At 35.7% G+C, this 21966-nt stretch carries 25 protein-coding genes and 1 pseudogene; 24 read left to right on the top strand and 2 right to left on the bottom strand.

Features of this window, described 5'->3' with window-relative positions; translation table 11 throughout:
- Positions 1–166: 166 nt before the first annotated feature.
- The 21 genes and pseudogenes from LS66_RS08465 (at position 167) to LS66_RS08380 (ending at position 19236) form a co-directional block, all read left to right on the top strand.
- The gene (locus tag LS66_RS08465; protein WP_161594738.1) at positions 167–1735 is read left to right on the top strand and encodes an ATP-binding protein; all 1569 of its coding nucleotides are present in this window, start codon (positions 167–169) and stop codon (positions 1733–1735) included.
- Positions 1736–1741: 6 nt separating this feature from the next.
- Positions 1742–2938 carry a restriction endonuclease subunit S gene (locus tag LS66_RS08460; protein WP_052057387.1) on the top strand — a complete coding sequence of 399 codons (1197 nt, stop codon included), beginning with the start codon at positions 1742–1744 and terminating at the stop codon, positions 2936–2938.
- A gap of 77 nt (positions 2939–3015) precedes the next feature.
- Positions 3016–4086: a Fic family protein gene (locus tag LS66_RS08455; RefSeq protein WP_034366860.1), complete on the top strand. Its 1071-nt coding sequence runs from the start codon at positions 3016–3018 to the stop codon at positions 4084–4086.
- Positions 4087–4195: 109 nt separating this feature from the next.
- The gene (locus LS66_RS08450; RefSeq protein WP_201273680.1) at positions 4196–5440 is read left to right on the top strand and encodes a type I restriction-modification system subunit M; all 1245 of its coding nucleotides are present in this window, start codon (positions 4196–4198) and stop codon (positions 5438–5440) included.
- Positions 5441–5482: 42 nt separating this feature from the next.
- A complete protein-coding gene (locus tag LS66_RS10220; RefSeq protein WP_201273679.1) occupies positions 5483–5623 on the top strand; it encodes a hypothetical protein in 141 nt (46 codons plus the stop codon).
- Positions 5624–5704: 81 nt separating this feature from the next.
- On the top strand, positions 5705–7012 hold the full coding sequence (locus LS66_RS08445) for an arsenic transporter (RefSeq protein ID WP_236097016.1): 1308 nt from the start codon (positions 5705–5707) through the stop codon (positions 7010–7012).
- A gap of 290 nt (positions 7013–7302) precedes the next feature.
- Positions 7303–7782 carry a hypothetical protein gene (locus LS66_RS10105; protein ID WP_236097015.1) on the top strand — a complete coding sequence of 160 codons (480 nt, stop codon included), beginning with the start codon at positions 7303–7305 and terminating at the stop codon, positions 7780–7782.
- Positions 7701–8660, top strand: a complete 960-nt coding sequence (locus LS66_RS08440; protein ID WP_138092058.1) for a DUF2972 domain-containing protein — start codon at positions 7701–7703, stop codon at positions 8658–8660. The genes LS66_RS10105 and LS66_RS08440 overlap by 82 nt, the downstream gene beginning before the upstream one ends.
- 80 nt (positions 8661–8740) lie before the next feature.
- Positions 8741–9585: pseudogene (locus LS66_RS08435) on the top strand (class I SAM-dependent methyltransferase).
- Positions 9586–9634: 49 nt separating this feature from the next.
- Positions 9635–10420 (top strand): class I SAM-dependent methyltransferase, encoded by a 786-nt coding sequence (locus LS66_RS08430; protein ID WP_034368533.1) that lies wholly within the window; start codon positions 9635–9637, stop codon positions 10418–10420.
- A 15-nt stretch (positions 10421–10435) separates the two neighbouring features.
- On the top strand, positions 10436–12028 hold the full coding sequence (locus tag LS66_RS08425) for a DUF2972 domain-containing protein (protein WP_138092055.1): 1593 nt from the start codon (positions 10436–10438) through the stop codon (positions 12026–12028).
- 63 nt (positions 12029–12091) lie between these two features.
- Positions 12092–12241, top strand: a complete 150-nt coding sequence (locus LS66_RS10100) for a hypothetical protein (protein WP_161594736.1) — start codon at positions 12092–12094, stop codon at positions 12239–12241.
- A gap of 10 nt (positions 12242–12251) precedes the next feature.
- The gene (locus tag LS66_RS08420; RefSeq protein ID WP_236097014.1) at positions 12252–13001 is read left to right on the top strand and encodes a T6SS effector amidase Tae4 family protein; all 750 of its coding nucleotides are present in this window, start codon (positions 12252–12254) and stop codon (positions 12999–13001) included.
- A 1-nt stretch (position 13002) separates the two neighbouring features.
- Positions 13003–13386, top strand: coding sequence for a hypothetical protein (locus LS66_RS08415; protein ID WP_138092052.1), 384 nt, complete (start codon positions 13003–13005; stop codon positions 13384–13386).
- Positions 13387–13566: a hypothetical protein gene (locus LS66_RS08410; protein ID WP_034368235.1), complete on the top strand. Its 180-nt coding sequence runs from the start codon at positions 13387–13389 to the stop codon at positions 13564–13566.
- A gap of 9 nt (positions 13567–13575) precedes the next feature.
- Entirely contained in the window at positions 13576–13950 is a 375-nt protein-coding gene (locus LS66_RS08405; RefSeq protein WP_034368233.1) for a hypothetical protein, read from the top strand.
- Positions 13951–14056: 106 nt separating this feature from the next.
- Entirely contained in the window at positions 14057–16393 is a 2337-nt protein-coding gene (locus tag LS66_RS08400) for a PEP-utilizing enzyme (RefSeq protein ID WP_236097017.1), read from the top strand.
- Positions 16390–17022 (top strand): gamma-glutamyl-CDP-amidate hydrolase, encoded by a 633-nt coding sequence (locus tag LS66_RS08395; protein ID WP_034368230.1) that lies wholly within the window; start codon positions 16390–16392, stop codon positions 17020–17022. The genes LS66_RS08400 and LS66_RS08395 overlap by 4 nt, the downstream gene beginning before the upstream one ends.
- Before the next feature lie 2 nt (positions 17023–17024).
- Positions 17025–17630, top strand: coding sequence for an adenylyl-sulfate kinase (locus LS66_RS08390; protein ID WP_052057524.1), 606 nt, complete (start codon positions 17025–17027; stop codon positions 17628–17630).
- On the top strand, positions 17630–18388 hold the full coding sequence (locus tag LS66_RS08385; RefSeq protein WP_034368228.1) for a sugar phosphate nucleotidyltransferase: 759 nt from the start codon (positions 17630–17632) through the stop codon (positions 18386–18388). Before LS66_RS08390 ends, LS66_RS08385 begins: the two co-directional genes overlap by 1 nt.
- Positions 18385–19236 carry a 3'(2'),5'-bisphosphate nucleotidase CysQ gene (locus LS66_RS08380; protein WP_138092049.1) on the top strand — a complete coding sequence of 284 codons (852 nt, stop codon included), beginning with the start codon at positions 18385–18387 and terminating at the stop codon, positions 19234–19236. Before LS66_RS08385 ends, LS66_RS08380 begins: the two co-directional genes overlap by 4 nt.
- A 12-nt stretch (positions 19237–19248) precedes the next feature.
- On the opposite strand, the gene LS66_RS08375 is transcribed toward LS66_RS08380, so the two are convergent.
- Positions 19249–19752 (bottom strand): glycosyltransferase family 10 domain-containing protein, encoded by a 504-nt coding sequence (locus tag LS66_RS08375; protein ID WP_268903664.1) that lies wholly within the window; start codon positions 19750–19752, stop codon positions 19249–19251.
- A gap of 173 nt (positions 19753–19925) precedes the next feature.
- Complete coding sequence (locus LS66_RS08370) at positions 19926–20339, bottom strand: hypothetical protein (RefSeq protein WP_138092043.1); 414 nt, start codon at positions 20337–20339, stop codon at positions 19926–19928.
- Between the two features lie 192 nt (positions 20340–20531).
- Here LS66_RS08370 and LS66_RS08365 point away from each other — a divergent pair, with 192 nt between their 5' ends.
- The 3 genes from LS66_RS08365 (at position 20532) to LS66_RS08355 (ending at position 21928) form a co-directional block, all read left to right on the top strand.
- Entirely contained in the window at positions 20532–20765 is a 234-nt protein-coding gene (locus LS66_RS08365; RefSeq protein WP_052057526.1) for a hypothetical protein, read from the top strand.
- 10 nt (positions 20766–20775) lie between these two features.
- Entirely contained in the window at positions 20776–21363 is a 588-nt protein-coding gene (locus LS66_RS08360; protein ID WP_236097013.1) for a hypothetical protein, read from the top strand.
- A gap of 145 nt (positions 21364–21508) precedes the next feature.
- Positions 21509–21928, top strand: coding sequence for a hypothetical protein (locus LS66_RS08355; RefSeq protein WP_034368255.1), 420 nt, complete (start codon positions 21509–21511; stop codon positions 21926–21928).
- Positions 21929–21966: the final 38 nt, after the last annotated feature.

Raw genomic sequence — 21966 nt, 5'->3', positions numbered from 1 at the left:
AAATAAAAGTGAAGAATATAAGATAAATAAGATTTCAAATTGCATAAAAAATATTACAATTCTTTTTGGGCAAGGTAAGATTCTTTATTCTCTCGTGTTTTTATCCACTCTTTTATTGTATTATGGAGGTGCTGTAAATCAAAATGATAATATTTATGCCCTTATTATGTTTATATTTTGGTTTTTTATCATTCTTATAAATCCTAAAAATTTGAGGAATACTTTTTCTTTTAACCAAAAAATAAAAAATATTAACGCAATAGGTGAAATTTTTGCAGTGCATTCAAGTAAGGTTTATCTTGTAAAGATATTTGAAGATAAGAAAAATATAGCTCAATTTTCTACTATAAAATTTACAAACTATCAAGGAAAATTACTTCAAGGATTTATTTTTGATATTTATGAGTTAAATAATCAACAATGGGCAAAAATTTGTATTATTAATAACTTATCTCAAGACGAAAAAGAAATACAGCCAAATGTTGTTTATCAAATTTCAGATTCCAATTTAGAAGATAAAATTAATACTTTTGTGGGTATTGTAAGCGAAAATTCAAATATCTCAAAAATCAACTTTGAATATTCCAAAAAAGAAAGAGATTTAGAAGAGGGGGATTTGCTTAAAATCGAAATAGGAGAAAAAAGTATATTTTATCAAGTTGTAAATGGCATCACTCAAAGTGAAATTTTAGAATCAAAAAATCAAAATGGATTTATCAAGGGTGAAGCCACTCAATTAGGTGAATGGGATAATGAATTACTAGATTTTAAAAAGTTTGGTTGGGTTGCAGATATATATTCACCCATTTTTAAGGTAGAAGAAATACACTGCAATGAAAACTTTACTTACCCTCAATACAAGTTAGGCTGTATCCCAAAGACAAACATTCCCTCTGTAATTAGTTTAAATGAAGCAGTTAGTCATCACATAGCTTTAATTGGGGTAACAGGCTCTGGTAAGTCATTTTTAGCTAGAGAAATGATAAAAGAACTTATGCAGGATACAAAAGTTATTTGTGTGGATTTTAACAACGAATTTATAAAATACTTTGAAGATATTAAAAATATAATCAATGAGGAGTGCGTAAAAACAATTCAAAAAAATATTGATAATCTTATAATTGAGTGTGAAAAATTCGCAAACCAACAAGATAAAGCCAGCATATCAAAATATAATAAAACAATAAAAGAGAATTTTGAAAAATCTATTCAGGATTTTTTAAATTCAAACGATAAGAATATCGCTCATTTGGAATTGCCTGATTTAGTCAATAGCACAGCAATACTAGAATATACAAAGTATTTTTTTAAAGTTATATTTGATATGGCGAAAAACAGCCAGACAAGCAATAAAAAAATTCTAATCGTTATAGAAGAGGCACACACCATTATCCCTGAATGGAATTTTATCGGCAACAGCGATAAAACATCACAAAGTGTTATAAATACTATCAGTCAAATTGCGTTACAAGGACGAAAATATAATATAGGTTTTATGATTATCGGACAAAGAACTGCTAATATTTCAAAAACAATTTTAACACAATGTAACACTATGATTTGTTTTCAGGCTTTTGATGATACAAATGCTAATTTCTTGGGCAATTATATAGGCAAAGACTTGGCTTCAACTTTACCCTTTCTCAAGCAATACCAAGCGATTGTAGCTGGAAAAGCATTGAAATCAACTCTACCATTAATTGTAGATGTAAAAAGAAATACACAGGGAGAATAAAAATTAATGACAATAAATAACTTTCACAATCTCCCTAAGAATTGGCAAGTCAAAACCTTAGCAGAAGTTTGCACTTCTAAAAATTCTAATATCGTTTTAAGAGATATTGAAAACAATACAGGAGAATATCCAATCTATGGAGCAAAAGGATTCTTAAAAACTATTGATTTCTACACCATAGAAATAGAAAGTTTAGGCATAGTCAAAGATGGTGCAGTAGGCAAGATATTTTTATTACCACCCAAATCATCTGTCATTGGAACAATGGCTTATATACAAGCAAATGAAAATTTGAATTTAAAGTATTTATATTATTTTTTGCAAACAATTAATTTTAATCAATACATAAGCGGTTCAGTGATTCCACATATTTACTTTAGAGATTATAAAAAAGAGAAAATCCCCCTCCCGCCGCTTGAAACCCAAAAAGCCATAGTGGAGAAGCTAGAAAATGCCTTTGCGCATATTGATGAGGCAGTGCGTCATCTTAAGTCGGTGCAAACAAACATTCCGCGTCTTAAATCCTCCTTGCTCCACTGTGCCTTTAGTGGCAAACTTACAGAATCTCAAAATTCATCGCACAAAGTGCAAACCTTAAAAAAGCGCGTTGTTGGAGAGGAGGGAGAGACTTCTGCATTGCCTCTCCACCCTCTCATAAAGGAAGAAATTCCGCAAGGTTGGGAAGTTAAAACACTTGGGGAAGTATGTGAATTTGTATATGGCAAAGCCTTGAATCAAACAAAAAGAAAAACTAATGGAAAATATCCCGTATATGCTGCAAATGGTATCAAAGATTATAGCGATGAATTTATGATAAGCGAAAATTCTATTATTGTTGGCAGAAAAGGAAGCGTAGGAAGTGTTGTATTAACCTCCTCCCCTTGTTGGGTGCTTGATGTCGCATATTATGTTAATTTTGATAAGGAAAAATACAATTTGGTATTTTTATATCATTTGCTTAAGTATTTGAATTTAAAACAATTTGCAAGAGGCGTAAAGCCCGGGATTAGTAGAAGTCAAATTTATGAACTACAAGTTGTAATGCCACCCCTTGCAACCCAAAATCAAATCGTGCAAATTTTAGAATCCAAATTCACTCATTTAGACAATTTAGCGCAGTTTGTGAATGCAAGCCTAGAAAATCTCCAAAAACTCAAATCCTCACTTTTAAACCAAGCCTTTAAGGGTGAGCTGATATGTTAAGATTCCTCTTGGTTTTTAACATATTTTGTTATAATGTTAAAAAATTTTATATTTTTTAACATATCAAGGCAAGGCAAATGAAAGAATTTATCCCAAATGAACTTCCATTAGAAATTCCTATAAGTGAAAATATGTATAAATTACTTGTAACTGCTTCAAGGGCTTTGAGTGAGCTAAGAGGTATAGCAAGGACAATTCCCAACCGCTTTATATTGATTAATGCATTAGTCTTACAAGAAGCAAAGGATTCTAGTGAGATAGAAAATATTATCACTACGCACGATGAATTGTTTTTATCGCAAGTTGATAAGAGTAAAATGGCAAAAGCTACTAAAGAGGTGCAAGATTATGGTAAGGCTCTACAAATAGGATTTTGGCTTATTAGTAGGGATAGGTTGTTTAGAAACTCTCATATTTTGGCGATTCAAAAACGACTTGAACGCAATGATGCGGGGTTTAGACGACAAAGTGGCACAATGCTTAAAATTCCAAGCACAGGAGAAATTAAGCATATTCCACCACAGCATTATGAGGATATAGTGCGTTTAATGAGTAATTTAGAGCAATATATAAATGATGATAGTATGCAAGACTTAGACCCGCTTATCAAAATGGCAATTATTCATTATCAATTTGAAAGCATACACCCATTTTATGATGGGAATGGGAGAAGTGGGAGGATTATTAATATCCTATATCTTGTGTATAAAGGGCTTTTGGACTTGCCTATACTCTACCTAAGTGGTTATATTGTGCGGCATAAGGCAGAATATTATGAACTTTTACAAAAAGTGCGTGATGAAAATGCGTGGGAAGAGTGGATAAGCTATATTTTAAAAGGAGTAGAATATACTTCTAAAACAACGACTACAACAATAAAAGCTATTCAAACCCTTATGCAACATACAAAAGATTTATTAAAAAATCAAACTGAATTTTACACAAAAGATTTTTTAGAGACTTTGTTTATACACCCATACACTAGGATAGAAACGATTGCAAGTAAGCTTAATATCACAAGGCAGACCGCTTCAAAATATCTTAAAATTTGTGAGGAGCTTAAAATCATGCGATGTGTAAAAATAGGTAGGAATCATTATTATGTCAATATTGGCTTATTTGAATTATTTAAAAAAGGAGTATGTTAAAATTCCGCTTGATTTTTAACAGAATGGGAGATTGTGTTAAAAAAATGAGAGAAAATTAACATATTGTGGAAATAGGTTGAAACTTTAAAAATAATACAAAGGGGCAAAAATGAGTGAAAAGGCGATTGTTGCAAAGGTGTGGAATTTCGCAACGATTTTGCGTGATAGTGGTGTGAGTTATACCGAGTATGTCGCGCAGTTAAGCTATTTGCTGTTTTTGAAAATGGAAAGTGAGAGGGAGAGTATCGGAGAGAGTAGCAAAATCCCCGCAAACTGCAAATGGGAGCGGCTCATAAACCTAGATGGGTTGGAACTAGAGAGTGCGTATGATGCCGCGTTAGCGCAACTTGCAAAGAGTGAGGGCGTGATAGGGCTTATCTATAATGATGCGCAAAACAAAATCAAAGAACCCGCGAATCTCAAAAAGCTTTTTGTGCTTATGGATAGTGAGACTTGGCTAGGCTTGAATGTAGATGTCAAAGGTGCGATTTATGAGGGATTACTTGCCAAAAACGCCACAGAGACAAAGGCGGGAGCGGGGCAGTATTTCACTCCTAGAGTGCTGATAGATTCTATCGTGGGGTTAATGGAGCTAAAGCCCAATATGGAGGTGTGCGACCCTGCGTGTGGGACGGGTGGATTTTTGCTAAGTGCGTATGAGGTGATGAAAGCACAGACGAAAGACAAAGAGGAGCTCAAATGCTTACGAAATGAGAGGCTTTGTGGCAAGGACATCACGCCCTTAGTGGCGTCTTTGTGCGCGATGAATCTATATCTGCACGGAATCGGGGGCGAGGGAGGCATTATAGAAATCGGGGATTCTCTAAGTGAGTTAGGCAATCGGCGGTTTGATAGGGTGCTAACCAATCCGCCCTTTGGCAAGAAGTCGGCGACTAAGATTTTAGCCGAAAATGGCAAGGTGAAAAGCCAAAAGGACGAATACAACAGAGAGGATTTTTTCGCCACGACTTCTAATAAACAGCTCAATTTCTTGCAACACATTATGAATCTTTTAAAAATCGGGGGTAAAGCGGCAGTCGTGTTACCCGATAATGTGCTGTTTGAAGCAGGAGCAGGAGAGAAAGTGCGTAAAAAGCTTTTAGAGGATTTCAATCTGCATACGATTTTGCGACTGCCCACAGGGATTTTTTACGCGCAAGGGGTGAAAGCAAATGTGCTATTTTTTGACAAAGTGGCAACAAGTGAGGATTCCACACAAAAAGTATGGGTGTATGATATGCGCACGAATATGAATCTAAGCCTTGTAACAAGTCCTTTAAGTGCGGAGCATTTAAGGGAGTTTGAATCTTGTTTTTGCGTGGGGGCAATGGAAAATCGCAAGGAGAGTGAGTGATTTCGCTTGTTTGGCATTGGGGAGATTAAGAAGCGCGATAAAATGAATTTGGATATTTTTTGGCTAAAAGATGAGAGTTTAGAGGATTTGGAGAATCTACCAAACCCAAAAGAATTAAGCGAGGAAATCTGTATAAGTCTTAAGAATGCGCTTAGGGAAATAGAGCAGTTGAAGCTAAGTTAATCTTAACTCTTCTTAATACCCTCTATGTTAGAATCTCGCAAAAATTGCAAATCAAAGCAGGTATGAACGAGGTAGCCTTTTATGGATTTTATGGCTTTTAGTCTTTTTATACTCACAATGCTTCTTATTTATTGGCGTCCTTTAAATCTTCCTTTGTGGGTGTTTAGCACTTTAGGAGCTGTAGGCGCTTATTTATTCAATGTAGTGAATTTGGACGATATTTGGCGTGTATGGGCAATGGTGTGGGATAGCACACTTACACTCATTGGACTTATCCTTCTTACTCTCGCGTTTGAAACATTAGGATTTTTTGATTTCCTTGCATTATTACTTATCCGAATCTTAAGTCAAAAGGGTGAGAAACAAAGCTTAAGTAGCGCAAGATTCTATATTTTTCTTGTGCTTTTTAGTGCTTTTTTAAGTGCGTTTTTTGCAAACGATGGTGCTATTTTAATCCTCACACCTTTAATCCTCACACTTTTTAAAGTGCATAATACAAAGGTATTTTTCACGCCTTTAATTGTATTTTTGTTTCTTGTAAGCTTTGTGAGTGATTTTGCTTCAAATACCTTTGTTATCTCTAATCTCACAAACATTATCACCGCGCATTTTTTTGAGATTCCCTCACTCCGCTTTAGCGTGCTTATGTTTTTGCCCCAAATTGTTGTGATTTGTGGGATTGTAGGATTTTGGTATATAGTGAGGAGAATCTTGCCTCCTAGACTTGAATTTAGGGATTTGCAAAGTGATATTTCTAAAGGTTGCATTATCTTTTGTTTTGCACTGCTACTCCTTCTTGTGTTTGGTATTGCTTTTGCACATAAATTAGGTATTCCACTCTCAAGTTTTACATTTCTATGTGCGATTTTGGCATTGCTTTATGGCAAGATAAAAGGGCAGCTAGGGATATTCTCTTGTTTTAAAAACGCACCCTTTGGTATCGTGTTATTTTCTCTTGGGCTATTTGTTGTCGTTTTTGGGCTTAAAAATGGCGGTGTGTTGCAGATTCTAAGTGATAATCTGTCGTTGTTTGTCTCGTTGCCCAAAGAATGGCAGATTGTAAGTATGGGGCTTGGAAGTGGTGTTGGCAGTAGCGTGATAAACAATTTACCTATGGTAATGCTTGGTAATCTCGCACTTGCAGATTTTAAAGCATATTTGAATGAGGCGCAGGAAAGTCTTATCATCGCACATTTGCTTGGCTGCAATATTGGCTCGAAACTCACACCCATAGGCTCACTTGCAACTTTACTTTGGCTTGAAAGGTTAAAAGGCTATGGAATCCGCATTAGTTTTATGTGTTATATGGCAGTGGCGTTTGTGGTTACTCTACCTGTGCTATTTTTAGGATTGTTCGGGCTGATTTGGGGATATTATTTTTATGTTTGAAAAATAGGCTTTTATAAAAAGTTACTTAGATTCACTATAATAGAAGTAATCAAAACGATTGGGAAATAAGAGTGAAAAAGTCTAAAACAATAAAAATTATTAAAAGGGTAGGATTACGATACGCCCTTGCTTATCGAATTAGAAAGAAAAAGAAGAGAATAGCAAAAAAGATAAAAGTAACTCATTGGTATAAAATTTTAAAGATGTTTATTCTTGTAAATAAAGCAAAATGTAACTTAAGTTTTTTTTTCTTAAGAAAATATAATATTTTAATTGAATGTAAAGCAAGTTTGGATTTGATTGCCAAAGAGTATGATAATATCAAACTATGGCTTACCTCTCAATCATTCTTAGAAAAATATGCTAATCACCCATATCCTCCATTGCTTAATCCCAAAAAATTAGATTACACAAAGATTCCTGCCGAAGTTGCGTGGGATCTTAATTTGCCTTTACCACCTTATTATCAGTTCGTGTTTTTTGGTAGCCACGCAACTGGTAATAGAGGATTGGAAAGTTTTTTGAGGAGATGTGGGGGATTGAATTATTGTGTGCAACCACCTTTGCTCAATAGCGAATCTTGGGCGAAAGAATCTTATTTTTGTTATTTTAAACAAATTATGAGAAATTACCATTATACTATGCCCCCCCCCCGTTATATTTTGGCTATTTGTCTGTTCGAGAATATATGTTTAATGATAAATATAAAGATAAGCTTTATGCCCTTATCCCCAAAACTAATGCACTTTGTCTCGTTCGAGACCCTATAGGTATGCTTAAGAGCTATACCTCATATCATGGTCGTCCTAGTTTTACGCAAGTATTTGAACTTGCCCTTAGTCCTAGTGAGATTTTTGAGGAGCTTATACGATATATAGATTGGCATTTTGATGGAAAACATCTTATTTGGGAATACACCAAATATCCTACACTACGAACAAGTGCATTTCGGCTAAATCAATATGATGCGACTTTCCACGACACAGACTTAAGAAAAGCCCTTATTAATATTGCAGATGAAGATATTATATGTATTGATATGTCTGAAATTGTAGGTAAGAGAGCCTTTGAAACAATGAATACTCTAGCAAAAGCATTTTCTTTTCCTGCCCCAAAACCTAGTGATAAGGAGAAATTTGGAATAAAGGCTGGTTTATATGAGGGAGTGTTGCCCATAAAGTTTGCTTATAAGAATATACATATTTACCTTTTGGACAATGTTTATTGTTCAGATTGCAGATTTTATATAGAATTAGGTCAGTTTGTTGAGCATAAAAATGCTTTTGAGCATTATCAAGACATCACACAATTTCTTTTTAATCAAGATAGTTTTTATGAGCGTATTATTGTGTGTATTGAGAAAAAAGACTTTGAGATTCTAAAACAAGACACAAAAACTTGTGAGCAAATCAAAGAATATCTCCTCGCATTTATTCCACGTCTAGAGGAGCAAAGGAAAATTGAAGAGGCAAAGAGATTTAGCGAAAAAGACATTTTAGAATATCTCAAATCTCACAAAGATTTATGTCTTGAAGCTAAAGCAGTCTTTGAAAAACATCTCACATTTCTAGCTTCTGTGCGTCCCGACATAATAGAATCTTGGAAGTATTATCAGGAGTTTTTAGCAATGTGCGAGGAAATATCTTAGGTAAATAAAGTTATCAATATTTTGTTATACTTTCATTTTAATCGTTAATGAGAAATAAATATTTCAAGGAGACTTAAATAATGAAACAAGGTGATTTTACACAAGTGGCGAAGCATTATCATAATCGTCCGGCGTATAGCCCGATGTTGTTAGAAAAGCTGATTGCTTGTATCAATGATGAGCAAAAAAATCTCAAAGATTTGCAAATCGTGGAAGTAGGTGCAGGGACAGGCAAGCTTACCAAAATGCTAAGTGAGTTTGGAATGCAAGTCTTAGCCGTAGAGCCAAATGATGAGATGAGAGAAGAGGGCATCGCCTATACCAAAGACACAAATATCAAATGGCAAAAAGGAAGTGGCGAGGAAACAGGCGTGCAAAGTGGAATTGCCGATTGGGTGATTATGGCGAGTAGCTTCCATTGGACTGACCCTAAGAAATCTTTGCCCGAGTTTGCGAGAATCTTAAAAAATTCTGCGGCTCAAAATGGCTCTGCCCATACTTCTACCCACAATACTTCTGCGGGGGGGGGGGGTATTTCACTGCTATATGGAATCCTAGAAATATCCTAGAGGGTTCAGTATTCTATGAAATTGAACAAGAGATTAAGAATATTGTTCCAGAGCTTGCTAGAGTGAGCAGCGGGACGCAAAATGTCAAAAAATGGGAGGAAATCCTCATCTCCACCGGGGATTTCACAGACTGCTTTTTTATGGAGTGCGATTATATAGAGATAATGGACAAGGCGCGTTATCTTGGAGCGTGGCATTCTGTAAATGATATACAAGCCCAAGCAGGGGAGCAAAGATGGAAAAAGATTTTGGAAATGATAGAATCCAAAATCTCACATTTACAAACTTTAGAGATTCCTTATAAAATTCGCGCTTGGACGGCTAGAAAGTCCAGCAAAGGAGGCTCTAGGGCGTAATTCTCTATTCTTTTTCTTTTGCATTGGGCAACATAATAAGGAAACAACAATGCAAGAGAATAAGACAAGAATAGTAGAACAAGTTTGGGATTACACCAAACACGCGAAGTATTACAGCTACCGCCCGAATTACGCACCCAAAACGATTAATATGCTTATCACTTTGGCTAGCGGAGAAAAAGTGGGCAATTTGAAAGTCGCAGATATTGGCGCAGGGACAGGAAATTTAAGCATTATGCTTTTAGAGAGAGGTTGTGAAGTGGTGAGTGTAGAGCCAAATGACGCAATGCGTGAAATTGGCATTGAGCGCACAAAAGGCGCAAAAATTGAATGGGTAAGGGCTACGGGCGTGGATTCTACATTACAAAGCGGGAGTTTTGATTGGGTAACCTTTGGCAGTAGCTTTAATGTAATGGATAGGACAGAGGCGTTAAAAGAAGCCCATAGACTGCTTAAAGGCAATGGATACTTTTCGTGTATGTGGAATCATAGAGACTTAAACGACCCCATTCAGCAAAAGGCAGAGAATGCGATTCTCTCCATCGTGCCAGATTACACAAGAGGTGTGAGACGCGAAGACCAACGCCCAATTATTGAAGCACACAAAGAGCTTTTTGATAATATTATCTACATTGAAGAGGATTTTTACTTTCACCAAAGTTTGGAAAACTATATCTTAGCGTGGCAGAGTGTGAAAAATCCTTATTGGGATTTAGAGACCAAAGAAGGGCAAGAGATTTTTGATAAAATCACTGCAAAAATGCGAGAAGTTCTCCCTCAAGAATTTGACATCAAATACACTACGCGTTGCTGGAGTGCAAGAAAAGTAGGGTAAAATTAAGGAAGTAAAATGGGTAAAAGCAAAACATTTGAGATTTTAAAGAAAAGTGGCGTATTAAATGCCTTAAGATATGTGGCAGATAAAAAGGCACATAAAGGCGGAATTTACGCACTGCTTCAAAAACTACTAATGCTTCTTACCCTCTATTGCCTTGATAAACCCCGCGCGTATGAGATTTACCGAGCTTTAAGGAGATATAATATTTGTGTTGCTGATTTTTCATTTCTTTCGTATTTTGCTAAAGAATACGACAATGTAAAGCAGTGGTTAGAATCTAAGGAATTTAAAGAGACTTATATTCTGCCCCCCCCCCCATTATATACTTATCCTCCGCTGCTTAATCCTAAAGAAATAGATTACACAGACATTCCCCCCGAATTTGCGTGGAAGTTAAATATTCCTTTGCCGCCTTATTATCAGTTCCTCTATTTTGGTAGCCACGCCACAGGTAACACAGGATTAGAGAATCTTATCCAAAGATGCGGGGGCTTATCTTATTATCAAGGCGATGTAGATGTAGAGGATAGGGCAAAAGCAGCGTATATTACATTATTTACTTTAATTATGGAGCATACAGATTTGCAAGATTATTTTAGCTACATTGCATTAAGAAACTATATACCGCATAATAAAAAAGAAAATGGAGAAAAACTCTGCGCACTTATTCCCAATACTCCCTCTATTTACCTTGTCCGAGACCCAATTAGTGCATTAAAGAGTGCTTGTTCTTTAACTCCTTGCAGAGAAGTGTATGTAGAGATGAAAAAGCTTGTCAATCCAGAGGATTTATTGCATTTTTTGCAAAATAGAGGCAAGGGAGATAAAGAGGATTTAAGAATCGCAGAGACAGATACTTTTGCGCATTTAATGGAGTATTTTATTAAAGACATTTATTATTGTTTCCACGATACGCAGCTTTGGGATTTTCTAATCAATTTTAAGGAGAGTATAATACTTGATATGGCTGAAATAGTAGGTGATAGGGCATTTGAGACAATCCACACTCTAGCTAAGCAGCTTCATTTCCCTCCGCCAAAGCCCGAAGATAAAGAGATATTTGCAATGGGTATATCGGAGTATCAAACGATTTTGCCCCTTACTTTGGAGTTTAAAAGCCACAATCAAGTGATTGCCATTACTCTAATGGATAGGGTATTTTGTATGGATAAGAGAAAATATATCTTTGATTATAATTCTCAAAGATGCTCGAGCTATCATAAACAGGCTTTGGAGGAGAATGCAAATTATAAAGACATTACTTTTTCTCTTCTTGGGCAAACTTGCTTTTATGACAGGATTATTCTTTGCATTCATTCAAAAGATTGGGCAATTCTTTTTGAGAATGAAAATCTCTTAGGGTTGGTTAAAAAGAGATTGTTAGAGATTATCCCACTCTTAGAAAAGCAAAAAGAGATGAAGAATGCTAAAAAACTTACCGAAAAAGACATTTTAGAATATCTCAAATCTCACAAAGATTTATGTCTTGAAGCTAAAGCAGTCTTTGAAAAACATCTAGCATTTCTAGCTTCTGTGCGTCCCGACATAATAGAATCTTGGAAGTATTATCAGGAGTTTTTAGCAATGTGCGAGGAGATGAGCTAAGATTCCACCACAATTTAACAAATGCAATTCTTGCAACTCTATTTTGTCAAGGATTCTTTATGAATGAGACAAATCCACCATATAAGAACACAAGGATATAATGAGGGGGAGAGATTGGATTTGACATTAGAATTTCAAGAAAAAACCTTTCAAATTTCAGCAACCATAAGAAATAATCAAGCTACGATTCTAAATATCTTTAATGGAATATAGGGGAGTCATAATGAATGTATGCAAAGTAAAATGTGGAGACAAAGAGGCAACAATTAAGATTCAAAGACCGAGCTTTAAGAGCGTGGAAAAGGGATATAGGGAGATAACAAAAGAGGGTGCTGATGAATTTATAAAAACTTATAAAACAAAACAACCACAAACACGAGATGAACTTAATCGGCTATCTTATACTATGTCGGAGGCAAGATATAAAAAAGTAAGTCAAGTTTTGTTAAATTTTTATAATGATAATAGAGAGAATAGATATAATACCTGCGCCACAAGAGTAAGCTATGCACTCAATAATAGCACAATACCCTTGAATGAAATAGCTAACAAAACAGATTTGCCTAGTGGGCTTTGGGATATTGGAGGTAAATATTATTATTTATCAGTTGATGGCATTATTAATGCATTGAGCGTGGCTTGGAAGAAACCAAAAAAGCTTGATAATGTAATTAAACAATCTATAGCGTGTGGTTGTTCTGAAGATTTTTATCATAATATGACTTCAAAAGATGAAAATCAACAATTTTTCAAAGAATTACAATCTATTCAAAGAAAAGGCATTGTGGCAATGAGATTACAAGGCAATAGAGTGAGGCATACCACTTTATGGAATGGGAATAATTTTGTAGATGTGGAAATGAATAAGGAGGTTGATATACCTTTATATCTTTTTGGTTATGATTATCTTAATGACTCAAATAATAGTTATCCATTTGTTTCAGAGTTTTATTTTTGGGAATTAAAGGATTAAAATGATAAAGAATACATTAAAAATATGTTTATTTGTAAAAATAATGTTTTGTAATATCCTTGCAGGAGGACTTGAAGTTCATATCAATTATGAAAAATATTATAAACAAAATGCAATATATTTACATAAGGTATGGGGATTTGAGTATTGTTCTGGTTATACGGAAAAAATACCCTTTGAATCCCACAAGAAACAATGGATAGGGGAAAAGCAAAATATGTCCAAATTTGTGAGCAAAGAAGCTGATAATGAGCTGAAACATTTTATTGACAGATACACAAAAGAAAGGAATTTATTAGCCATTTGCCTTGACCTCTACGATTCCAAAGAATACCAAGCAGAAGTCAAACGCATTGTCAAAAAATACTGCAAGGAATGCGAGTAAATGATTGCTCTCATTCAAAGAAAAAGCATTATCGCAATGATTGGCACAGATGGGCTACGACATACTACTTTGTGGAATGGGAATGATTTTGTAGATACAGACTTGAAAGTAAGCCCTAATTATCTTAATGAATATCAATATATAATACGAGATTTATACTTTTGGGATTTAATTGATTAAAGGGGTTGTATGAAAAAGTTTGTTTTGCAATATTTGATTATGGCATATACAATAGTATATGCAGGACCTCCATTTGGTGAAGCTCTTGCAGTAACAAATGCTACACAATCCTCTATTCTAGCCGAATGGGGATTACAATATTGCTTACAATATGATAAAGAAAATTTGTTTAAACCTATAGAGAAAGATAAAATTTTTGGGCTACGCAAAGATGTAGCTCAAGGCAGGTTAGATTTGCAAAAATATTTTGATGACAACTATAACTATTTGCCTAATGCAATGAATACCTTTCGTTTTGCGCATTGTATGATTATATATAGACTAGAAGAATACCAAGCCGAAGTAGAACGCATAGTTAAAAAATACTGCAAGGAATGCGAGTAAGGCAAATAGCTTTAAAGAGGTATAGGAGCAACAGAAGCGCAAAATAAAGAATCTTGAAGTAAGTTTAAACTATAATATCGCCTTTATTTTGTAGCATCTAAGGTTTATTATGCAATTATCTTTTCAAACCAAAGCGCGTAATTTATTAGCTTTGCAGGGCATATTAAAGAGTGCAAAAGTCTTGCCCTTAATGCTCACTTCTCTTAAAGAGTTGGAAGCGAATGAGGCGGGGGTATTAGAGGAGATTCAAAAATGCTTCAGCGGTGAAAATGCGTGTGAAAAGCTTATCGTTCGTAGCAGTTCCAAAAGTGAAGATAGTGCGCAAACTTCTAATGCAGGAGCATTTTTAAGTCTTTCTAATGTAAATGTGGAATCCCAAGCGATTTTAGAGGCGTTGCGCAAAGTTGGGGCGTCTATGCCAAAGCTTGATGATGAGATTCTCATTCAGCCAATGCTAGAGCATATCGCGATGTGCGGTGTGGCGATGAGTGCGGATAAAGATACGCTTGCGCCTTATTATTGCATTGAGTGGGATAAAAGCGGTTCAAATAGTGCGATTACCGATGGAAGCGCCAAAGGCTTAAGCTTTTTTGCTCATAAAGAAGCGGAATTGCCAAAAGATAGCACTTTAAAAGCTATTATTGTAATGCTAAGGGAGTTAGAATCTCTTTTTGACTATAAATTCTTAGATGTGGAATTTGCGATAGATTCTAGCGGGGATTTGTATTGTCTGCAAGTGCGTCCGCTTGTAGTCAAAGATAAACTCAATCTCTATGAATCCCTGCCATTTAGCGCGCTAGAGAGATTACAAAAGCGCATTGTTTCTTTGCAAAAGCAAACGCCAGATATTTATGGCAAACGCGCAATTTTTGGTGTAATGCCTGATTGGAATCCTGCCGAGATTTTGGGGTTGAAGCCTAAGCGATTAGCCCTAAGCCTTTATAAAGAAATCATCACGGATAATATTTGGGCGTATCAACGGGATAATTATGGTTATCTTAATTTACGCTCTCACCCGCTAATGCACTGCTTTTTGGGCATTCCTTATATTGATGTGCGTCTTTCTTTTAACTCCTTTATCCCCAAATCTTTGGATAAAAAAATCGCAAGTAAATTAGTGGATTATTATTTGGATACTTTGGAGGCAAACCCGCATTTCCACGATAAGATAGAGTTTAACATTGTCTTTTCTTGCTATGATTTAAATATCCCTCATAAATTAAAAAGTCTGCTTTCAAAAGGCTTTAATGAAAATGAGATTAAAAGGCTAGAATTTGCACTTTTGGAGCTTACAAATTCTATCATCAATCCTAAAAAAGGCTTGTATATCAAGGATTTAAAAAAGATTGCAAAGTTAGAGCAAATTTACAAAGATTTAGAGGATTCGCACTTGCCGACTTTGGATAAGATTTATTGGCTTTTGGAATCTTGTAAGAGATACGGGACTTTGCCTTTTGCAGGGATTGCAAGGGCTGGGTTTGTGGCGGTTTCTATGCTTAATTCTCTTGTAGAAATTGGATTTTTTAGCTTGGCGGAAAAACAGGCATTTTTAAATTCTCTCAATACGGTAAGCAAGGAGCTAGCCTCAAGTGTTGCTACGCTTACAGAGGAAACAAAAGAGGAGTTTTTAAGCAAATTTGGGCATTTGCGCCCTAGCACTTATAATATCTTAAGTCCGCGCTATGATGAGGATTTTAGAGCTTACTTTGATTTGGGTGCAAAAGAGGGCTTGACATCAAATGAAAGTAATTTTGTGCTTAATACTAAAAAGCTGCAATCTCTTGATACGCTTTTAAGCGAACACGGGCTAAAGATTAGCGCAAAAGAGTTTTTAGAGTTTTTGAAAAGAGCGATTGAGGGGAGAGAATATGCGAAGTTTGAATTTACCAAACTACTCTCTCGTGCTTTAAGCCTCATTGGTGAGCTAGGCGTTTATTATGGAATCCCAAAAGAGGAAATGGCGCATTTGGATATTCAAAATATTTTAAACCTTTATGCCTCGCTGTATTCTAAAAATCCAAAGGAAAGATTTTTAGAGGAAATTAAAAGGCACAAGGAGGAATACGCCTTGACTTTGAGCGTGAAGCTTCCTGTGCTACTTACCAATGCAGAGCAGGTTGTGAGCTTTTTAAGCGCGGAGATTGTGCCAAACTTCATCACGCAAAAGTCGGTGAGTGCGCTCATTAGCGATTTAAGTGATACGAATTTAGAGGGCAAAATTGTGCTGATTAAATCCGCTGACCCCGGATTTGATTATTTATTTACGAAAAATATCGTGGGATTGATTACTTGCTATGGTGGGGCAAACTCGCATATGGCAATTCGCGCAAGTGAGCTTGGATTGCCTGCTGCGATTGGTGTAGGCGAGGAAAACTTTAGCAAATTTCTAAGCGCAAAGCGCATTAAGCTAGATTGTGAAAGTGGGCAAATCGTAGTCTTATGAAGTTTATTGGTATTACGCAAAGATTGCTAGAAAATACGAGTTATTACGAGGTGCGTGAGGCTTTAAGCGTAGAGTGGGGCGATTTTTTTAAGGAGCATTTGCAGGGCTTTTTGCCTCTGCCTTTAAGCTATGCGATGCCTTTTAGCACTTATGCGCAATCTCTAGGGGGGAGTTTAGGTGGCGTGATTCTAAGTGGTGGGAATGATTTAAACTCTTTAAATCCTAATCCACTTTCCTCTATGCGTGATGAATATGAGGCGCAAATACTCACGCATTGTTTGCAGTATAATGTGCCTTTGCTTGGAATCTGTCGTGGTGCGCAGAGGATAGCAGAATATTTTGGTGCGAAATTGGAGCTTTTAGAGGGGCATATTGGCAATCATCAAGTTGTAGATACAAGCAGTGGTGAGAAATTTGAAGTCAATTCTTTTCATAACTATGGTATTAGGGCTTTAGGGGACTGCTTAGAGCCTTTGGTGAGGGCAGAAGATAGGAGCATAGAGGCTTTCAAGCATAAACATAAGCCTATTTTTGCGCTGATGTGGCATATTGAACGTGCTCCAAAAATGGGAGAAAATATATTATTTAATCAATGGAAAATTGGGGTAGAATCTCAATCAAAGGAGTAGCTATGCAAAATCAATCCATACAATCAAAACAAACTTCACAACAAGATAATCAACAAACAAGCACAATGTGTTCAAAGCAACAAGGCGCAGTTATTTGGATTTGTGGATTGGCAGGAGCAGGGAAAACGACTATTGCCAAAGAAATTTTTACGCTTTTAGAGCAAAAATACTCTAATGTAATATTTTTAGATGGCGATGAGTTTAGAGAGATTTTTGGACGCAGTGGCTTTAGCAAAGAGGAGCGCTTAGAAGTCGCAAGATTGATTGCAAAATTATGTGTTTTTCTCTCAAAGAGTGGTTTAATCGTAGTGTGCGCAACCATTTCGCTTTTTGATGAGATTTATGCTTTCAATCGCTCGCATATCGCGCGTTATTTTGAAGTTTTTGTAGAGTGTTCTATGGAGGAGCTATTAAGACGAGATAAAAAAGCCTTGTATTCTCAAGCTCTCAAGGGAAATATAAAAGATGTTATAGGCATAGATTTAACCTATGATACGCCTAAAGCGCATTATGTGCTTCAAAACAACACCGCCGATAAGTTAGATTCTAAAGTGAAGGAACTTTATAACGCGGTAGAAAAGTTTTTAATACAAAAAGGAGCAAAATAATGAAAGCAATTATTCTAGCGGCGGGATTTGGTTCAAGGCTAATGCCTCTTACGCAAGAGAATCCAAAGTGTATGGTGGAATATCGCGGCAAAAAGCTCATTGATTATGAAATCGGGGCTTTAAAAGACGCTGGGATTAAGGAAATTGCAGTGGTGGGCGGATATTTATTTGCAGTTTTAAAAAACTATGTGGAATCGCAATTTAACATAAAAAATATTTATCAAAATCTTGAATTTAATAAAACAAATATGGTGCAAACGCTCTTTTGTGCAAGGGAGTTTATAGAATCTTGTATCACACACAAGCAAGATTTGATTATTTCGTATGCGGATATTGTGTATAGCGCAGAGATTGTGCGCGCATTGATAGAATCGCAAGAGCCTTTAAGTATTGTGGTGGATAAAAATTGGCGCACATTGTGGGAGAAGCGATTTGAAAATCCGCTTTTGGACGCAGAGACATTAAAAATAAGAGAGGGCAAAGTTATAGAGCTTGGCAAAAAGCCTAAGAGTTATGAGGAGATAGAGGGGCAGTATATTGGGCTTTTTAAATTTTCGCATTGCTTTTTGCCACAAGTTTTAGAGTTTTATGATAGCTTGGATAGAGGTGCGATGTATGATGGCAAAGATTTTGATAATATGTATATGACAAGCTTTTTGCAGGGCTTGATTGATAGATTCGGTGGCGCACAAGCGGTGGAGATTAATGGCGGTTGGTGCGAGATTGATTTTAAGAGTGATTTGGAGATTATGATTTGAATATTTTACTCTATCAAAGTGCCATTATTGCAATCAAAGCAGGAGAGTTGGTATTAAAATATTATGGTTTGGAGGAGTTTGCGTTAAAGTCGGATTCTTCGCCACTTACAAAGGCGGATTTAGAATCTAATGCGTTTATTACGCAAGAATTGCAAGAAAATTCTCCTTATAAGGTATGCTCTGAAGAAGCGGTATTAGAGTATGAAGAGCGCAAAGATTTAGAATATTATTGGCTGATTGACCCGCTTGATGGAACAAAGGATTTTTTGGCAAAAAACGGCGGTTTCACGATTAATATTGCCCTAATCCACAAGAATCGCCCGATTTTGGGGGTCGTGTATGCTCCTGCATTTTATCAGCTTTATTCTGCATTGAAAGGCTTTGGTAGCTTTACTTATACACCTCAAACGCTAAAAGACGCACTAGATTCTAAAACTCTAAATCCTGCTTGGCTAGAGCAAAACAAACAAAGGTTAAGCGGAGAGAGAATCGCAAAAGAGGAGCAGATTATCGCTTGCGATTCGCTTTTTCATAGCACGAAAGAAACGCAAGATTTTATCGCAAAATATCACTTAAAAGTGCAAAAGTATGGCTCATCGCTTAAAGTCTGCGCACTTGCAGAGGGTAAAGCAGATATTTATCCGCGTTTGAATGGCACGAGCGAATGGGATAGCGCAGCATCGGACATTGTGCTAGAAGAAGCAGGCGGTGTGATATTAGATTGTGAGAGTAAGAAACCTTTGCAGTATAATAAGCCAAGTGTCAGGAATCCCTATTTTCTAGCTTTTGCAAAGTCGCAAGTGGGAGGGGCGATTTATAAAGACATTTTGGCTTCTCCATACGCTTGAGATTTCCTTACACTACCTAATCCCAGTGAATCTTTTAGGTTTATTGGTAAAATATTCCTCATAAAATATATCATTCATATTTTGATAGGGCAACACCCTATGATAGTTATCCAGCACCGCCTTTAATCGCGCGAGATATTCCTTTTCATTACACATTTTTAAGATTTCCTCTAGTGGTGTATCGGGAGTAAAGGTGATAATGCCATTTGGATTAAAGAATTGATGAATTTCTCTTGCTCCCAAATAAATAGGAATGCATTGCGCTGCGAAGCAGTCCAAAATTTTTTCTGTAAAATAATATGCAGTGAGGTCGTTTTCTACGACAATTTGGAAGCGATATTTTTGCAAAGAATCCGCCTTATGAGGTAGATATGTGCCTCCATTAAATTTCCCAAATACATCTATTTTTTGGGTTTGCAAGGCTTTTTTAGCGATACAATGGCGGATTTTGTGCATTTCGCAGAGGATTTTATCAGAGCACATCATTGAAATATTTTTATCTTTAATCTGATACACCTTATCATCAAGGGTTATATCACAACTGCGCTCAAATCCATACCATAAGCCTGTGGCAGGGACAAACTTCGCATTTTCTAATGTATTGAGTAGTTTTTCAGAGAATGTAAAAACAGCTTGAAAATCTTTGTGGATTCCCTTGTGGGTTTGGAATATTTCATAATCTTTTGGGATTATGGATTCACTCTCGCTAAAATAAGCGTATTTTGCCCCCCCCCCCCGTTATTATTCATTGTTTCTAATATCGCCCTTTCTTTGTAAAAATGCACAGGCAAGGAGACATTGAATCTATCCCATAAAAAATACTTTGAATCACTATTGGGATAATGAGCGTCCAAATAACTTCGCACAAAAAATGTCCGCATTCTCTCTCCTTGCGCGTTATAGATTTCGGGCTCTTGGCATAAAATGGGATGGTGAAGTTCATAATGGGGCATATAGATTTTGCCATACAGAGAGTGCGTAACAAAATAAAGCGGAATGCGCTTAAAAAAGTGGTTTCTAAACTTCTTGCGAAGCGATTTTAGTGGTATGAAGCCTGATAGTATCCGAATGCCTTGATTATAAATCTTAATACCTATGCTCATCTCTTGCCTTTTTGTGGATTGATAAATGTATTTTATCAAAAGAAAACAAATTCTACTACAAGCCAATAAAATGCTCTATTACAAACCTCAATCACAAAGCTTGAATAAAAGCATTTATAAGCAACTTTTAGCTAAGATTCCACCACAATTTAACAAATGCAACTTGCAACTCTACTTTGTTAAGGATTTTTTATGAATGAGACAAATCCTCTTTTAGAATCTGATATACTCACTTGTCCTCATAAAGGAATCGTTCAATTAAAAAGTCTCTGTGGAGATTTGCTTGAAGTAGAAGGTGTAGGAGTGATTACCAAATCTGATTTACTTCATTCTCCTATCATAGGCTGCACTAATAACATTGCAGGGATTCCTACTCCTTGCACACAAGTCTCTGTTAATTATCATTGGAGAAAGAATGCAGCATAGAGGGTATAAAATGATATATATTATTTCAGGCATATTTGGAATCTTAATAGTATTTTTTATGATAAAAGGTTGTGCTTATCCTACAAGTTATCGTGCCTTTATCCCTAAGGCTTTAGATTCTGAATATAAGGAATATCAAAGACTTTGTAAAGAAGAGATAGGCAAGGTAGTGTATGCAAGACCTGTAGGAGAGGGGGCTAGAGTGGAGGATATACATTTTTCTTTTCCTAATTCTCTTGTGAGTGATTCTATTAGATTAAACATAGTGAGCGTTTCAGATGGAAAAAAAATTATATATATATACACACAAGCTTTTGAATATTATACAAGCTGGACAAAAAAAAGCTTTTCAATGCACAGCGACCATAAACAACGTATCCGATGCAGACCTTTTAAAGATTTGAAAGAAGAATATGATATAATAGAGAAAATAGCTCTTGAAAATAAAGAATATATAGGAGATGAAATGATTATCAAAGAAAGGCATAGAATATATCATATGGATTATGCTTCTTCTCAAAAATATATCTCACAAGTCTTTAAAGAAGCTATTAATGCAAAAAGCTCCCACTACATTGATTTGAAGGAATTCCAATGACCCACTCCTATAAATACTCTCTTGGTATTTATGTTAATGCAAATTGGGCATCTCTTGGAAGAAAGGGTAATCCTTTTATGTTAATAATGGATTATCTTTGTAGTTGATTTTCAGTTTTGGAAACTAAAATAAAAAGGAGGATATAATGAAAAAAATAAATAGATTGTTTGTTTTATTAGTTCTTTCTTTTTATATTTCAAATGCAGGGGAGCAAGAAAGATTCTTGGATTCTTACAGAAAAGCCACAGAGCTTGGTTGGTTAGGATTATCATATTGTATAGGCATAGATGATAAGAGTGAAATTGAAAAAGAACTTTATCACTTATCACTTGACCCCACTAGAGATAAAGTAAAAATAATGGATTCAAAAGCAGCTTTTAATGAATTAAAACAATATATTGATGAAGAAAAAGAATTTTATGGCATTAGCAATGAAAATATAAAATTAAGTTATAAAAAATTTAAGGGTTGTATGAAAATGTTTTATTATGGCACTGGATATGGTTCAGATTACGATTTCAAGGTTGAACGCATAGTCAAAAAATACTGCAAGGAATGTAAATAATCTAAATTCTCTTGATTGTTGTATTTTAAATGAGCGTA

This window comes from Helicobacter sp. MIT 03-1614, assembly GCF_000762925.2.
GTDB lineage: Bacteria > Campylobacterota > Campylobacteria > Campylobacterales > Helicobacteraceae > Helicobacter_C > Helicobacter_C hepaticus.
The sequence above is the reverse complement of the archived record's forward strand: the minus strand, read 5'-3'. Positions and strand labels throughout refer to the sequence as shown.

Bases quoted from the DNA above. Each gene is read 5' to 3' on its own strand.
- LS66_RS08450 (WP_201273680.1), top strand. From the start codon at position 4,196: ATGAGTGAAAAGGCGATTGTTGCAAAGGTGTGGAATTTCGCAACGATT.
- LS66_RS10100 (WP_161594736.1), top strand. From the start codon at position 12,092: ATGAGACAAATCCACCATATAAGAACACAAGGATATAATGAGGGGGAG.
- LS66_RS08390 (WP_052057524.1), top strand. From the start codon at position 17,025: ATGCAAAATCAATCCATACAATCAAAACAAACTTCACAACAAGATAAT.
- LS66_RS08415 (WP_138092052.1), top strand. From the start codon at position 13,003: ATGATAAAGAATACATTAAAAATATGTTTATTTGTAAAAATAATGTTT.
- LS66_RS08440 (WP_138092058.1), top strand. From the start codon at position 7,701: ATGTTTAATGATAAATATAAAGATAAGCTTTATGCCCTTATCCCCAAA.
- LS66_RS08365 (WP_052057526.1), top strand. From the start codon at position 20,532: ATGAATGAGACAAATCCTCTTTTAGAATCTGATATACTCACTTGTCCT.
- LS66_RS08430 (WP_034368533.1), top strand. From the start codon at position 9,635: ATGCAAGAGAATAAGACAAGAATAGTAGAACAAGTTTGGGATTACACC.
- LS66_RS08425 (WP_138092055.1), top strand. From the start codon at position 10,436: ATGGGTAAAAGCAAAACATTTGAGATTTTAAAGAAAAGTGGCGTATTA.
- LS66_RS08445 (WP_236097016.1), top strand. From the start codon at position 5,705: ATGGATTTTATGGCTTTTAGTCTTTTTATACTCACAATGCTTCTTATT.
- LS66_RS08405 (WP_034368233.1), top strand. From the start codon at position 13,576: ATGAAAAAGTTTGTTTTGCAATATTTGATTATGGCATATACAATAGTA.
- LS66_RS08465 (WP_161594738.1), top strand. From the start codon at position 167: ATGTTTATATTTTGGTTTTTTATCATTCTTATAAATCCTAAAAATTTG.
- LS66_RS08385 (WP_034368228.1), top strand. From the start codon at position 17,630: ATGAAAGCAATTATTCTAGCGGCGGGATTTGGTTCAAGGCTAATGCCT.
- LS66_RS10220 (WP_201273679.1), top strand. From the start codon at position 5,483: ATGAATTTGGATATTTTTTGGCTAAAAGATGAGAGTTTAGAGGATTTG.
- LS66_RS08395 (WP_034368230.1), top strand. From the start codon at position 16,390: ATGAAGTTTATTGGTATTACGCAAAGATTGCTAGAAAATACGAGTTAT.
- LS66_RS08355 (WP_034368255.1), top strand. From the start codon at position 21,509: ATGAAAAAAATAAATAGATTGTTTGTTTTATTAGTTCTTTCTTTTTAT.
- LS66_RS08410 (WP_034368235.1), top strand. From the start codon at position 13,387: ATGATTGCTCTCATTCAAAGAAAAAGCATTATCGCAATGATTGGCACA.
- LS66_RS08370 (WP_138092043.1), bottom strand. From the start codon at position 20,339: ATGAGCATAGGTATTAAGATTTATAATCAAGGCATTCGGATACTATCA.
- LS66_RS08420 (WP_236097014.1), top strand. From the start codon at position 12,252: ATGAATGTATGCAAAGTAAAATGTGGAGACAAAGAGGCAACAATTAAG.
- LS66_RS08455 (WP_034366860.1), top strand. From the start codon at position 3,016: ATGAAAGAATTTATCCCAAATGAACTTCCATTAGAAATTCCTATAAGT.
- LS66_RS08460 (WP_052057387.1), top strand. From the start codon at position 1,742: ATGACAATAAATAACTTTCACAATCTCCCTAAGAATTGGCAAGTCAAA.
- LS66_RS08360 (WP_236097013.1), top strand. From the start codon at position 20,776: ATGATATATATTATTTCAGGCATATTTGGAATCTTAATAGTATTTTTT.